General features: G+C 66.3%; 9 protein-coding genes and 1 pseudogene. 9 read left to right on the top strand and 1 reads right to left on the bottom strand.

Annotated features, from left to right (window positions below; genetic code table 11):
* Window positions 1-137 precede the first annotated feature (137 nt).
* The 8 genes and pseudogenes from HT579_11305 (at window position 138) to HT579_11270 (ending at window position 10,633) form a co-directional block, all read left to right on the top strand.
* A complete protein-coding gene (locus tag HT579_11305; GenBank protein QKS29441.1) occupies window positions 138-1,358 on the top strand; it encodes an efflux RND transporter periplasmic adaptor subunit in 1,221 nt (406 codons plus the stop codon).
* Window positions 1,359-1,364: 6 nt separating this feature from the next.
* Window positions 1,365-4,556 carry a multidrug efflux RND transporter permease subunit gene (locus HT579_11300; protein ID QKS29440.1) on the top strand — a complete coding sequence of 1,064 codons (3,192 nt, stop codon included), beginning with the start codon at window positions 1,365-1,367 and terminating at the stop codon, window positions 4,554-4,556.
* A complete protein-coding gene (locus HT579_11295) occupies window positions 4,549-5,985 on the top strand; it encodes an efflux transporter outer membrane subunit (protein QKS29439.1) in 1,437 nt (478 codons plus the stop codon). Before HT579_11300 ends, HT579_11295 begins: the two co-directional genes overlap by 8 nt.
* Before the next feature lie 138 nt (window positions 5,986-6,123).
* On the top strand, window positions 6,124-7,023 hold the full coding sequence (gene ppk2, locus HT579_11290) for a polyphosphate kinase 2 (GenBank protein ID QKS29438.1): 900 nt from the start codon (window positions 6,124-6,126) through the stop codon (window positions 7,021-7,023).
* Between the two features lie 57 nt (window positions 7,024-7,080).
* Window positions 7,081-7,446 (top strand): hypothetical protein, encoded by a 366-nt coding sequence (locus HT579_11285; protein ID QKS29437.1) that lies wholly within the window; start codon window positions 7,081-7,083, stop codon window positions 7,444-7,446.
* Window positions 7,447-7,499: 53 nt separating this feature from the next.
* Window positions 7,500-7,787, top strand: coding sequence for a hypothetical protein (locus HT579_11280; protein QKS29436.1), 288 nt, complete (start codon window positions 7,500-7,502; stop codon window positions 7,785-7,787).
* A 40-nt stretch (window positions 7,788-7,827) separates the two neighbouring features.
* Window positions 7,828-9,252 (top strand): DUF2252 domain-containing protein, encoded by a 1,425-nt coding sequence (locus tag HT579_11275; GenBank protein ID QKS29435.1) that lies wholly within the window; start codon window positions 7,828-7,830, stop codon window positions 9,250-9,252.
* A pseudogene (locus HT579_11270) lies at window positions 9,249-10,633 on the top strand (SulP family inorganic anion transporter). The gene HT579_11275 and the pseudogene HT579_11270 overlap by 4 nt, the downstream one beginning before the upstream one ends.
* Here the strand turns inward: HT579_11270 and HT579_11265 are convergent.
* Window positions 10,623-11,795: an RtcB family protein gene (locus tag HT579_11265; protein ID QKS31612.1), complete on the bottom strand. Its 1,173-nt coding sequence runs from the start codon at window positions 11,793-11,795 to the stop codon at window positions 10,623-10,625. The pseudogene HT579_11270 and the gene HT579_11265 overlap by 11 nt on opposite strands.
* 404 nt (window positions 11,796-12,199) lie before the next feature.
* Between HT579_11265 and HT579_11260 the strand changes: the two genes are divergently transcribed.
* Complete coding sequence (locus HT579_11260) at window positions 12,200-12,892, top strand: DUF2461 domain-containing protein (GenBank protein QKS29434.1); 693 nt, start codon at window positions 12,200-12,202, stop codon at window positions 12,890-12,892.
* The last annotated feature ends 165 nt before the right edge of the window (window positions 12,893-13,057 follow it).

The following is a 13,057-nucleotide window of genomic DNA, read 5'->3' as shown; positions in this document are numbered from 1 at the left end:
CATGACCGGCGTGGCCGGGCCACTGGCTGCCGGCAGCAGCATGCCAGGGAAATTGAACCTCTGGATTCGCCCGCCGTGATGACCCATAATCTCAGTCCTCGCCCCAGTGCCTCAACCCAGCGCCCGCAGGAGCCGCCATGAATTTCCCCCATTTGCCCCTCCCGTGCCGCCCTCTAGGCCTTGCTGCCGCCCTTGCCGGCCTGCTGCTCGTCGCTGCTGCCGGCTGCAGCGAGAAGAAGGCCGCGACGCCGGCAGTGCCGGTTGTAGACGTCGTCAAGGTGGTGCAGAAGGACGTGCCGATCTACATGGAGTGGATCGGCTCGCTCGACGGCAACGTCAATGCCGTCATCCGGCCGCAGGTGACGGGCTACCTGGTGAAACAGAACTACCGCGAAGGCGACCTCGTCAAACAGGGGCAGCCGCTGTTCGAGATCGACCCGCGCACCTTCGAGGCCGCGGTCGATGAGGCCAAGGGACTGCGCGCGCAGCAGGCCGCCCGGTATGAGACGACCAAGGCGAACCTCGCCCGCATCAAGCCGCTGGCGGCGCTCAATGCGGTCAGCCAGAAGGATCTCGATGACGCCACCGGTGCCGACCTTTCCGCCAAGGCGGCACTCGAGGCGGCCGACGCTTCGCTCAAGACGGCCAGAATCAACCTCGGGTTCACCAGGATCACCTCGCCGGTCACCGGCATCGCCGGCATCGCCAAGGCGCAGATCGGCGACCTGCTGAGTCCGAGCATGCCGACCGAGCTGACGACGGTGTCCACCGTGGACCCGATCAAGGTCTATTTCAACATCAGCGAGCGCGAGTATCTCAAGGTGGCGACCGCCGCCACCGCCCGGGGAACGAAGAACGAACACGTACCGCTGGAACTCTTCCTCGTCGATGGTTCGCTTTACCCGCATCCCGGCAAGTTCTATGTGCTCAACCGGCAGGTCGACCCGAGCACCGGCACTTTCAAGGCGGCAGCCCTGTTCCCCAACCCGAACAGTCTCCTGCGCCCCGGGCAGTACGGCAAGGTGCGGGCAACGATGTCCGTCGAGAAGGGCGCGCTGCTCGTGCCGCAACGCGCGGTCACCGAGATTCAGGGCAAGTACCTGCTGGCCGTCGTCGGCACCGACAACAAGGTCGACATCCGGCCGGTAAGCGTCGGCGAGCGAATCGGCAGCGACTGGCTCATCAGCAACGGCCTGCAGCCCGGCGAGACGGTGATCGCCCAGGGGACGCAGAAGGTGCGTCCGGGGATGGTGGTCGAGCCCAGGCCCTTCGTTGCCGAAGCGACCGCCGCAGGCACACCGGCGGGCAAGACCTCGCCAGAAGCAGCCGACAAGCCGGCAGCGGCGAGCAAGGGGTAAAGGGCCATGTCGAAGTTTTTCATCAACCGGCCGATCGTGGCCATGGTCATCTCGATCCTGATGACCATCGTCGGTCTCGTCGCCATGTCCGGATTGCCGACCGCCCAGTTTCCGGACATCGTGCCGCCGGAGATCAAGGTCACCAGTACCTACACCGGCGCCGACGCGCTGACCGTCGAACAGGCGGTGTCCACCCCGATCGAGCAGCAGATGTCGGGCGTCGACAACATGAACTACATGTACTCGATCAACGCCAACAACGGCCAGTCGACGCTGACCGTGAACTTCGCGCTCGGCACCGACGCCAACACCGACCAGTTGCTCGCCCAGATGCGCGAAGGCCAAGCCGAGTCGCAACTGCCCTCGGACGTGCGCAACTACGGTGTCACCGTGGCGAAGTCGACCTCGTCGCCGTTGATCATGTTCAGCCTCTACTCGCCGAACGGCACCTACGACAACGTATTCCTCGCCAACTACGCCTACATCAACATCAACGACCAGATGACGCGGGTCAGGGGCATCGCCAGCGTCACCGTGTTCGGTGCCGGCCAGTACGCGATGCGCCTGTGGGTACGGCCCGACCAGCTGGCGAAGCTGAACATCACGATTCCGGAAATCGTCAACGCGGTCAATGCGCAGAATGCCGTCAATCCAGCCGGAACGATCGGTGCCGAGCCGGTCCCGCCGGGCCAGGAGTACACCTACGCGGTGCGCGCCCAGGGCCGGCTGGAGAATGTCGAGGATTTCGGCAAGATCGTGCTGCGCGCCAACCCCGACGGCTCGATCGTGCGTGTCGAGGATGTGGCGCGCATCGAGCTCGGTGCGCAGACCTACAGCCAGCAGGGGCGGCTCAACGGCAAGCCGGCGGCGCTGATCGCCCTCTACCTGATGCCGGGCGCGAACGCCCTCGATGCAGCCGATGGCGCCAAGAAGCTGATGGAGAAGATCAAGCAGAGCTTCCCACCCGACCTCGACTATGTCGTTTCCCTCGACACGACGCTGTCGGTCACCGAGGGCATCAAGGAGATCCAGCACACCCTGCTCGAGGCTCTGGTGCTGGTGATGATCGTCGTCTTCCTCTTCCTGCAGGGCTGGCGGGCAACGCTGATCCCGCTGCTGGCGGTGCCGGTGTCGCTCGTCGGAACCTTCATGCTCTTCCCGCTGTTCGGTTTCTCGATCAACACGTTGTCGCTGTTCGGCTTGGTGCTGGCGATCGGTCTGGTGGTCGACGACGCCATCGTCGTCGTCGAAGCCGTCGAGCACCACATCGAGCACGGCATGACGCCGAAGGATGCAACCATCCGGGCAATGGAGGAGGTCACGGGACCGGTAATCGCCATCGCCGTCATCCTCGCCGCCGTCTTCGTGCCGACCGCCTTCATCCCTGGGATCACCGGCCAGCTCTACCAGCAGTTCGCGGTGACGATCGCCATCTCGGTGATCATCTCGGCGTTCAACGCGCTGACGCTCAGCCCGGCTCTCTGCGCGATGCTGCTCAGGCCCAAGGTCAAGGGCAGCGGCCCGCTGCAGAGGTTCTACGACGGCTTCAACCGGGTCTTCGGCCGCGTTACCGACGGCTACGTCGGTATCTGTCGCATCGCCATCCGCCGCAGCCTGATCAGCCTCATCTTTCTGGCCGCCGTCGCCGGGGGAGCAGGCTTCTTCGGCAAGATCCTGCCGGCCGGCTTCCTTCCGGACGAGGATCAGGGTTACGTCTTCGCCGGCGTCCAGCTCCCCGATGCCTCGTCGCTGCAACGGACGTCGGAAATCGCGGCCCAGGCCGAGGAACTGATCATGTCCACGCCGGGAGTGAAGTACGTGACCACCGTCGTCGGCTACAGCATGCTGAGCCAGGTCACGAACACCTACAGCGCCTTCTTCTTCATCACCCTCGATGAATGGTCGGCGCGCAAGAAACCCGACGAACAGTACGAGGCGATCAAGGCCGAATTGACGAGGAAGCTCTCCGGGATCTCCGGTGCCATCGCCTTCGCCTTCCCTCCGCCCGCAATCCAGGGAGTCGGTACATCGGGTGGGGCGACCTTCATTCTCGAGGACCGTGCCGGCAAGGACATTGCCTTCCTCGCCGAAAACACCAACCGGTTCGTCGAGGCGGCAAAGAAGCGCCCGGAACTGGCCAGCGTTTCCACTACCTTCCGGCCGACGGTGCCGCAGCTGTTCATCGACGTGGACCAGGACAAGGTGCTCAAGCAGGGCGTCAGCCTCAGCGACGTCTACAAGACGTTGCAGAGTTTCCTCGGCAGCGGCTTCATCAACTACTTCAACCGCTTCGGCCGCCAGTGGCAGGTCTACGTTCAGGCCGAGGGCGACTACCGAACCGACATCGAAAACGTCGGCCAGTTCTACGTGCGCAACAACAAGGGCGAGGCGGTGCCGCTGTCGGCGCTGACGTCGGTGCGCAACATTTCCGGGCCGGAGTTCACGATGCGCTACAACCTGTACCGCAGCGCGCAGATCAACGCCTCGGCAGCGCCCGGCTACAGTTCGGCGCAGGTCATGCGGGCCCTCGAGGAAGTCTTCGCCGAAACGATGCCGACCGAGATGGGCTTCGACTACATGGGCATGTCGTATCAGGAACAGAAGGCACAGCAGGGCGTTTCGCCGGTCGCCATCTTCGCCTTTTCGCTGCTCTGCGTCTTCCTCATCCTCGCCGCCCAGTACGAGAGCTGGTCGCTGCCGTTCTCGGTGCTGCTCGGCACCCCGATCGCCGTCGCCGGGGCGTTCATCGCGCTGCTGTGGCGCGGCCAGGAACTCAACGTCTACGCGCAGATCGGCTTGGTGATGCTGATCGGCCTGGCGGCAAAGAATGCGATCCTGATCGTCGAGTTCGCCAAGATGGAGTATGAAAAGGGCGAACTGTCGCTCGTCGAAGCAACGCTCAAGGGCGCCCAGCTCCGCCTGCGGCCGATCCTGATGACCTCCTTCGCCTTCATCCTCGGTTGCGTGCCGCTGGCAATCGCCAGCGGTGCCGGCGCCCTCTCACGACAGGTGATGGGCAGCGCCGTCATCGGCGGCATGCTGGCGGCGACCGGCATCGCCATCTTCCTGATTCCGGTGACTTTCTACGTCGTCGAGAGGATATCGCACAAGGGCGACACCGGCGTCGCGCACGACGCCGGAACGGCCACCAGCGCACCGGCGACCGCGAGCGACAAGGAGGAGGAGCGCCATGGGTAAGCCACTGTTCGTCGCCCTGCTGGCACTGCTCGCCAGCGGCTGCATGGTCGGCCCCGATTACGTCCGCCCGCCGCTCGACGCACCGGCCGGCTGGCGCCTCAGCGACCAGGACGCGCGCGCCCTCGCCAACACCGCCTGGTGGGAACAATTCGCCGATCCGGTGCTCAACGACCTGGTGGCGACGGCACTGCGCGAGAACAGGGACCTGATGATCGCCAGCGCCCGCGTCGAGCAGTTCGCCGGCAACTACGGCTTCGTTCGTTCCGGCCTCTTCCCGCAGCTTGGCGCCAGCGCCGACGCGCGCCGGCAGCGGGATGTCGGAGCGGTGGTACTCGGCGCCGGGCAGGACAATACGTTCAGCACCTACAACGTCGTGCTCAACGCCAGTTGGGAGATCGACATCTGGGGCCGCATCCGGCGCCAGACCGAAGCCGCGCGCGCGCAGCTGCTGGCGAGCGAGGAAGGCCGGCGCGGCGTCATCCTGTCGCTGGTCGGCAGCGTCGCCGGTGCCTACGTCAACCTGCGCGACCTCGACCGGCAACTCGAGATCGCCCGCGCAACCGCCAAGAGCCGCGGCGAGTCGTACGAACTCTTCAAGCTGCGCTTCGCAGGCGGCCTCATCTCGGTGCTCGAACTGAGCCAGAACCGGTCGCAGTACGAGGAAGCGCTGGCGACGATTCCACCGCTCGAGAAAGCCATCGCGCAGCAGGAGAACGGGCTCAGCGTCCTGCTCGGACGCAACCCCGGGGCGATCCCGCGCGGGAAGAGCATCGATCAGCTCACACTGCCGGCCATCCCGGCCGGACTGCCGTCCGAACTCCTCGAGCGGCGACCCGACCTGCGCCGCGCCGAACAGGATTTGATCGCCGCCAATGCCCTGATCGGCGCCGCCAAGGCGGCGTACTTTCCGACGATCTCGCTCACCGGCCTCTTCGGCTACTCGAGCACCAGCCTGGGCAACCTCTTCCAGGGCGAGAACAAGGTGTGGAACTACGGCCTGCCGATCAGCATGCCGATCTTCACCGCCGGCGCGCTGGCAGGGCAGTTGCAGTCTGCCGAGGCGGCGCAGCAGCAAGCGCTGTTCGCCTACCAGAAAGCGATTCAGGAGGCCTTCCGCGAGGTCAACGATGCGCTCATCAACCAGGACCGCACGCGCGAACAGTTGCACGCGCAGCGGCGTCAGGTTGAAGCGCTGCGACAGTACGCCGCCACCGCCCACCTGCGCTACGACAACGGCTACACGAGCTACATCGAGGTGCTCGACGCCGAGCGCAGTCTGTTCAATGTTCAACTACAATATACACAGACGCAGCAGGCGGAATTCCAGGCGATGATCAATCTCTACCTGGCCATGGGCGGCGGCTGGGTGAATGAAGCGGACCAGCTTGCCAGAACGGCGAACGATGCCGCAGCGGCGAAGGAACGATGAGCGCGGCAGATTCCGGGCGGTGACCGAGTCCCCTGCCCGGCCCGCCACGAGCGGCGCCGGATTGCCTGCCCCGGACTGATACCGGGCCGGCGCTGCCCCGTATTGCAGCGCCAGGATGTAGCCTCAGAGGAGAGAAGCATGGGCAAGAAGGGCAAGTCGGCGAAGAAGGAAAAGGTCGGGAAGGCCGGCAGCAGCAGCGTTCAGACGGCAGCGGCGGCAGCGGCGGCAGCGGCGGCAGGGGAAGCAGCGGAGCAGCCGCCGCGCAAGATGTCGTCGAAGGAATACTACAAGGAGCTCGAGAAGCTCGAGGCTGAACTCGCGCATCTGCAGAGCTGGGTGATCGAAAAGGGACTCAAGGTGGTGATCGTCTTCGAAGGTCGTGACGGCGCCGGCAAGGGCGGTACGATCAAGGCGATCACCGGCCGCGTCAGCCCGCGCGTCTTCCGCGTCGTCGCCTTGCCGGCGCCGACCGAGCGCGAGAAGACGCAGATGTACGTGCAGCGTTACCTGCCACACCTGCCGGCAGCGGGCGAAGTGGTGATCTTCGACCGCAGCTGGTACAACCGCGCCGGCGTCGAACGGGTGATGGGTTTCGCCAGCGACGAGCAGGTGCAGGGATTCCTGCGTCTGGCACCGCTGTTCGAGAAGCTGATGGTCGATGGCAACCAGATCATCCTCCGCAAGTACTGGCTCGAAGTCGACATGGACGAGCAGACCCGCCGCCTCGAGGCCCGCATCACCGACCCGCGCAAGCAGTGGAAGCTGTCGCCGATGGATCTCAAGTCGTACAGTCGCTGGTACGACTACTCGCGTGCCCGCGACGACATGTTCAGGGCCACCGACACCGACTGGGCACCCTGGTTCGTCGCGCGTTCCGACGACAAGAAGCGCGTTCGCCTCAACATCATCAAGCACCTCCTGGGCAGCATTCCCTACGAGACCGTCAAGCAGCCGAAGATCAGCCTTCCCAAGCGGCAGAAGCCGGGCGACTACGAGGACCCCGGACTGCCGCTGAAGTACGTTCCCGAAGTCTACTGAACACCCTTGCAACTGCCGGCGGTCCGACGGTCGCCGGCACCACCGGAGGTCCCCAACATGCGTATCGTTCTTCTTGCCGCCGCCACCGCGCTCGCCGCCACCGCGCACGCCGTGCCGCCCGACCAGTACCGCATCCACAACGCCGGCGAACTGGTGAAGGTCTGCAGCGTGCCGGTCTCGGATCCCGACCATGCGACCGCGCTGGCCTTCTGCCATGGCGTGCTGGCAGGCGCCTATGGCTACTACGATGCATCGACGCAGGAGGCCGATCGCTTCGTCTGCGTTCCCGATCCGAGCCCCAAGCGCTCGCAGGTGGCGAGTGACTTCGTCGCCTGGGCCAACGCCCGGCCGCAGTTGATGAACTCGGGAGCGATCGACACCCTCTTCCGCTTCGCCGGCGAGAAGTTCCCTTGCCGCAAGTAGCGCGCCGCGGCGAGAGGCCGCGTGGACAGACCACAGACATGAGGAGCAGGACGATGAAACACGGATTGATCGGCGTCCCGCTGCTGGCGGGCATGCTCGCCATCGGCGGCTGTGCCAACATGAGTTCGACCGAGCAGCGTACGCTGAGCGGGGCAGCGATCGGCACCGGCGTCGGCGCCGTGATCGGCGCGGCGACCGGCGAGTGGGCGTGGGCGGCGGGCGGCGCAGCGATCGGAGCTGCCGGCGGCTATCTCTACGACCAACAGCGGCAGAGGGAGCAGCGCGCCTACCAGCAGGGCGTGCAGGCAGGCAAAGCGAAGGCACCACCGGCGAAGCAGTGATCCCGCGGGTGTTTTCTTCTCAACAGGGAGGATGGTCGAGATGCCGAAGATTGGGTTCGCTGAAAGGCAGGAAGGCGGCACCGAACACGGCAGAACGGCGGCCCTCTCGCCGCAGGAACGTCGTGCGCAGGGAAGTGCGCTGCGCGAGGCGGTGCCGCGCGAGGCCCATGGCGGCTGGAAGGCGCCGCGGAAACGACGCGATCCGATCGAGGCACTGGTGGCATCGAACGAGGGGCGAATGCCCGAACTGGTGCCGATCCGCTTTGGCCGGATGCTGCAGTCGCCGTTTACCTTCTATCGTGGGTCGGCGGCGATCATGGCCGCCGATCTGGCGTCCACGCCCAACTCCGGTCTGCGGGTGCAGGCCTGCGGTGACGCGCATCTGCTGAACTTTGGCGGCTTTGCGACACCCGAGCGGCAGGTGGTCTTTGACGTCAATGACCTCGACGAGACGCTGCCGGCGCCCTGGGAGTGGGATCTAAAACGCCTGGCGGCGAGCGTCGTCATCGCCGCGCAGTATCTGCGCCTGCACGAAAGCGAGGCGGCACGCGCGGCGACAGCGACGGTGCGCGCATATCGCGAACGGATGGCCGACTATTCGTCGATGCGCGCGCTCGATGTCTGGTACGACACCATTCCGCTCGCACGCGCCATGGCCGAGATGAGCGGCAGCGACGCCAGGCTCAGGAAGCTGGTCGCGAGACGGCTCGCCAAGGCGCGTCAGCAAAGCGCTGCCGAGAACGTCTTCCTCAAGCTCGCCGAGCATCACGGGTCGCTGCCGAAGATCCGGGACAACCCGCCACTGGTCTTTCATCCCAGCGAGGAACAGGCGCCGGGAATGCGGACGCAGTACCGCGAAGCCCTGACGCTCTACCGCGATTCGTTGCCGGAGCACGTGCGCGTTCTCTTCGACCGCTTCCAGTTGTGCGACGTCGCGATCAAGGTCGTCGGCGTCGGCAGCGTCGGCACCCAGTGCCTCGTGGCGCTGTTCATGGCCGCCGACAATGACCCGCTGTTCCTGCAGATCAAGGAGGCCCGGGAATCGGTACTCGAGCCGCATGCGGGTCCGAGCCTGCATGCCAATCACGGCCAGCGCGTGGTTGCCGGCCAGCGCCTGATGCAGGGGGCGAGCGACATGTTCCTGGGCTGGACGACTGGAAGCAACGGCCGCCACTACTACTTCAGGCAGTTGCGCGACGTCAAGATCAGTGCCATCGTCGAAGGATGGGACGCCGACCTTCTCACCACCTACGGCCGGCTCTGCGCCCGCGCCCTGGCACGCGCGCACGCGCGCTCGGGCGACGCGGCACTGATCGCCGGCTACATGGGTTCGAGCGCCACCTTCGACGACGCGATCTGCGAGTTCGCCGTCGAGTACAGTGACCAGAATCAACGCGACTATCGCGCCTTCGTGAAGGCAGTCCGCGAAGGACGACTCGAAGCGCTGGTCGAAGAGAGCGCTTGAGTCCGGCGCCGGTCACCGACTCATCGCGATCCGCGACCGCGCACGCAGGCCAAGCCCCGCTTGGCCGCTGGCGCGCGGCGTTTCCACCGGCGCAGTGGCTGGCTGCGTATCACAAGGAGTGGCTGGCCAACGATGCGATCGCCGGCGTGACGCTGGCAGCCTACGGCATCCCGGTGTCGCTCGCTTACGCCTCGCTCGCCGGGCTGCCGCCGCAATGCGGCATCTACTGCTATCTGGTCGGCGGGCTGTTCTACGCGCTGTTCGGCTCGTCGCGGCAGCTGGCGATCGGTCCCACCTCGGCGATCTCGATGCTCGTCGGCGTCACGGTCGCCGGCATGGCGCAGGGCGATCCGGATCGCTGGGCCTCGATCGCCGCACTGACGGCGCTGGTCATCGCCGCGATGTGCTTGCTGGCTTGGCTGTTTCGCCTGAGTTCGCTGGTCAACTTCATCAGCGAGACGATTCTCCTGGGCTTCAAGGCCGGTGCGGCGCTGACGATCGCCATGACCCAGTTGCCCAAGCTTTTCGGGGTCGAGGGTGGCGGGCACGGCTTCTTCGGGTCGGTCGCCGTCCTCGCCGGCCAGCTCCCAAATACCAACCTGGCCGTTCTCGCTTTCGGTCTGGCCGCTCTGGCGGTGCTGCTGCTCGGTGAAAGATTCCTGCCCGGGCGCCCGGTGGCGCTGTTCGTCGTGGTCGCCGCGATCCTCCTGCTGTCGCTGACGCCGCTCGGCGAGCTCGGCTTCAAGGTCGTCGGCGGCTTGCCGCAGGGCCTACCAGACTTTCATCTGCCTGAGTTGCGCGTGCGTGACGTCGACGGGGTGATCCCGCTGGCCTTTGCCTGTCTGCTGCTGGCCTACGTCGAAAGCGTGTCGGCTGCCCGCGCACTGGCGCAGGCACGCGGCTACGAGATCGATGTCCGGCAGGAACTCCTCGGTCTCGGCGCGGCGAACCTGGCTGCAGGACTCTTCCAGGCCTACCCGGTGGCCGGCGGCCTGTCGCAATCATCATGGAGCGCAACCCGGACAACGCGGTCGTCCCGGGGGCGCTGCTCTTCCGCGTCGAGGCCGCCCTGCTCTACTTCAACGTCGAGCATGTGCGCGATGCCATCTGGCAGCGCATCCGCTCGACCCCCGAGACCCTGACGCTGGCGGTATTCGATCTGTCTACTTCGCCAACCGTCGATCTCGCCGGCGCACGCATGCTGGCCAAGCTGCACACGGAGCTGCAGGCGGCGGGAATCCGCTTGCGGCTGGTGGCTGCGCACGCGGCGGCGCGCGACATCCTGCGCGCGGAAGGGCTCGAGGAAAGGATCGGCGACCTCGGCCGCAGGACCAGCGTCGCCGATGTCGTCGATGAATTCCAGGCGCGCCTCAGCCCTTGACGCACACCACCTGCCGCAGCGTATGCACGACCTCGACCAGCGAGCGCTGTGCGTGCATCACGGCGTCAATGTCCTTGTAGGCCATCGGTATTTCGTCGATCACGTCCTTGTCCTTGCGGCACTCGACGTGCGCGGTGGCACGTTCCTGGTCGGCGACGGTGAAGCGGCGGCGCGCCTCGTTGCGGCTCATGATGCGGCCGGCACCGTGGCTGCACGAGCAGAACGATTCCGGATTGCCGAGGCCACGGACGATGTAGCTGCGCGCCCCCATCGAGCCGGGAATGATGCCGAGCTCGCCGCGCCGGGCCGACACCGCGCCCTTGCGGGTGACGAAGACCTCGGCGCCGAAGTGTGTCTCCTTCTGCACGTAGTTGTGGTGACAGTTCACCGCCTCGACGTCGACGGCGAACGGTTTGGCGATCACCAGCCGCGTGGCGGCGATCAGGTTCGCCATCATCGCTGCACGGTTGTGACGTGCGTAATCCTGTGCCCAGTCGACCGCCTCGACGTAGTCGGCAAAGTGGGCACTGCCTTCCTCGAGGTACGCAAGATCGCGATCGGGAAGGTTGGCGAGATGCTGCCGCATGTCAGCCTGTGCCAGCGCGATGAAGGTGCTGCCGATGGCATTCCCGACGCCACGCGACCCCGAGTGCAGCATCAACCAGACCCGGTCGGCTTCGTCGAGGCAGACCTCGATGAAGTGGTTGCCCGTTCCCAGCGTTCCCAGGTGGTTGTGGTTGTTGGTGTTCTTCAGGCTCGGGTACTTCTCGACCAGCCGCCGGAAGCGCGGCAGCAGTTCCATCCAGAGTGCGTTGACCAGCGGCGGCGGGTTGTCCCAGCTGCCTTCGTCGCGCCGTCCGCGACCGACAGTGCGGCCATGCGGTATCGCGCGCTCGATGGCGCTGCGCAGTCCGTGCAGGCTGTCGGGCAGGTCGACAGCGGCCAGCGTCGTGCGCGTGGCGATCATGCCGCAGCCGATGTCGACGCCGACCGCGGCCGGAATGATCGCACCGCGCGTCGGGATGACACTGCCGATCGTCGACCCCTTGCCGAGATGCACGTCCGGCATGACAGCCAGGTGGCGGAAGATGAAGGGCAGGCGCGCAGTGTTGATCAACTGCTGACGTGCCTCGTCCTCGACCGGCACGCCCTCGGTCCACATCCTGATGGGCGCTGCGCCGGGAACGCGTACGGTCTCGACCGCCTCATCGCCGCGAACGATCGCCTGCATGCAATGCTCCTCGTGTCTGCCACCTGCGCCGCGATCTTACGACAATGCTGCCGTCGCCGCCCACCGCCTGTTGCTGCCCGTCGTCGCTGCCTGCCGCGCGCAGCCGAACGGCCGCGCGCACGGGGCATGGCTATCTGCCAGAGGGCTGCGCCGCCCGCGCTCCGGCGCGGCAATCGCCGGCAGCAGCGGCGGTCCATGCCTGTACAACGGCATCGACCGGCAACCTGACGGGCTGCGGCAATGCGGATGGTCTTTACCGGCCGTGCGGCACGCGCAACAATGCGGGCGCAGAGCGCCCGCTCCCCCAACCACCTTGCCAGCGAGGAGGGATTGCCATGTTCAGCCAGGCCACGTTCAACTTCCTTGACGAACTTGCGGCCAACAACGAGCGTTCGTGGTTCACCACCAACCGGGAGCGCTACGAAGCAGTGGTCCGCGCGCCCGCGCTCGACTTCATCGCCGCGATGGCGCCCGAGTTGCAGGCATTCGCCCCGCATTTCCGCGCCGATCCACGGCCGACCGGCGGCTCGCTGATGCGGATTCACCGCGACACGCGCTTCAGCCTCGACAAGCGTCCCTACAAGACCAACGTCGGCATCCAGTTCCGACACGAACTCGGCAAGGACGTCCACTCAGCGGGCTTCTACATGCACCTCGCGAGCGACGGCTGCTTTTTCGGCGCCGGTTGCTGGCATCCCGATCCCGCCGCGCTCGCCGGCATCCGCGCCCGCATCGCCGATCACCCGCAGCGCTGGTTTGCCGTGCGCGACGACCCGCAATTCAGCGCGCACTGGGTGCTGGCAGGCGACAGCCTGAGCCGGCCGCCGCGCGGTCATGCCGCGGACCACCCGGCGATCGACGACATCCGACGCAAGGACTTCATCGGACTGGCACCCCTGTCGTTCGCCGAAGCCACAGGCGAGGGTCTGGTCAGCCTTGCCGCGCAACGCTTCGCTGCCGCGATGCCGCTTCTGGACTTCCTCTGCCAGCCCGATGCGAACTCCGGCAGCAGCAACCCGGCCGCGTGAGCGATCAGCGGACGGCCTCCAGCAGGCATTCATCCGCGCCCGCGTGGCGGCTGCGTCCGGCCGCGGCACCGACCTTTGCTTGGCAGTTGGCCCGGGGGTTCAGCTGCACCGACATCGCGCCACCCCGGCCAGCAAGACTGCCGGGGCAAACCGGCCGGCGAGCCG

Source organism: Candidatus Accumulibacter similis (genome assembly GCA_013347225.1).
Lineage (GTDB): Bacteria > Pseudomonadota > Gammaproteobacteria > Burkholderiales > Rhodocyclaceae > Accumulibacter > Accumulibacter similis.
Note: the sequence above shows the minus strand (reverse complement) of the source record. Positions and strands in the feature narration are given on the sequence as shown.

Coding starts and splice junctions, on each gene's coding strand:
- HT579_11295 (QKS29439.1), top strand. CDS start 4,549: ATGGGTAAGCCACTGTTCGTCGCCCTGCTGGCACTGCTCGCCAGCGGC.
- HT579_11300 (QKS29440.1), top strand. CDS start 1,365: ATGTCGAAGTTTTTCATCAACCGGCCGATCGTGGCCATGGTCATCTCG.
- HT579_11260 (QKS29434.1), top strand. CDS start 12,200: ATGTTCAGCCAGGCCACGTTCAACTTCCTTGACGAACTTGCGGCCAAC.
- HT579_11280 (QKS29436.1), top strand. CDS start 7,500: ATGAAACACGGATTGATCGGCGTCCCGCTGCTGGCGGGCATGCTCGCC.
- ppk2 (QKS29438.1), top strand. CDS start 6,124: ATGGGCAAGAAGGGCAAGTCGGCGAAGAAGGAAAAGGTCGGGAAGGCC.
- HT579_11275 (QKS29435.1), top strand. CDS start 7,828: ATGCCGAAGATTGGGTTCGCTGAAAGGCAGGAAGGCGGCACCGAACAC.
- HT579_11265 (QKS31612.1), bottom strand. CDS start 11,795: ATGTGGACCGAGGGCGTGCCGGTCGAGGACGAGGCACGTCAGCAGTTG.
- HT579_11285 (QKS29437.1), top strand. CDS start 7,081: ATGCGTATCGTTCTTCTTGCCGCCGCCACCGCGCTCGCCGCCACCGCG.
- HT579_11305 (QKS29441.1), top strand. CDS start 138: ATGAATTTCCCCCATTTGCCCCTCCCGTGCCGCCCTCTAGGCCTTGCT.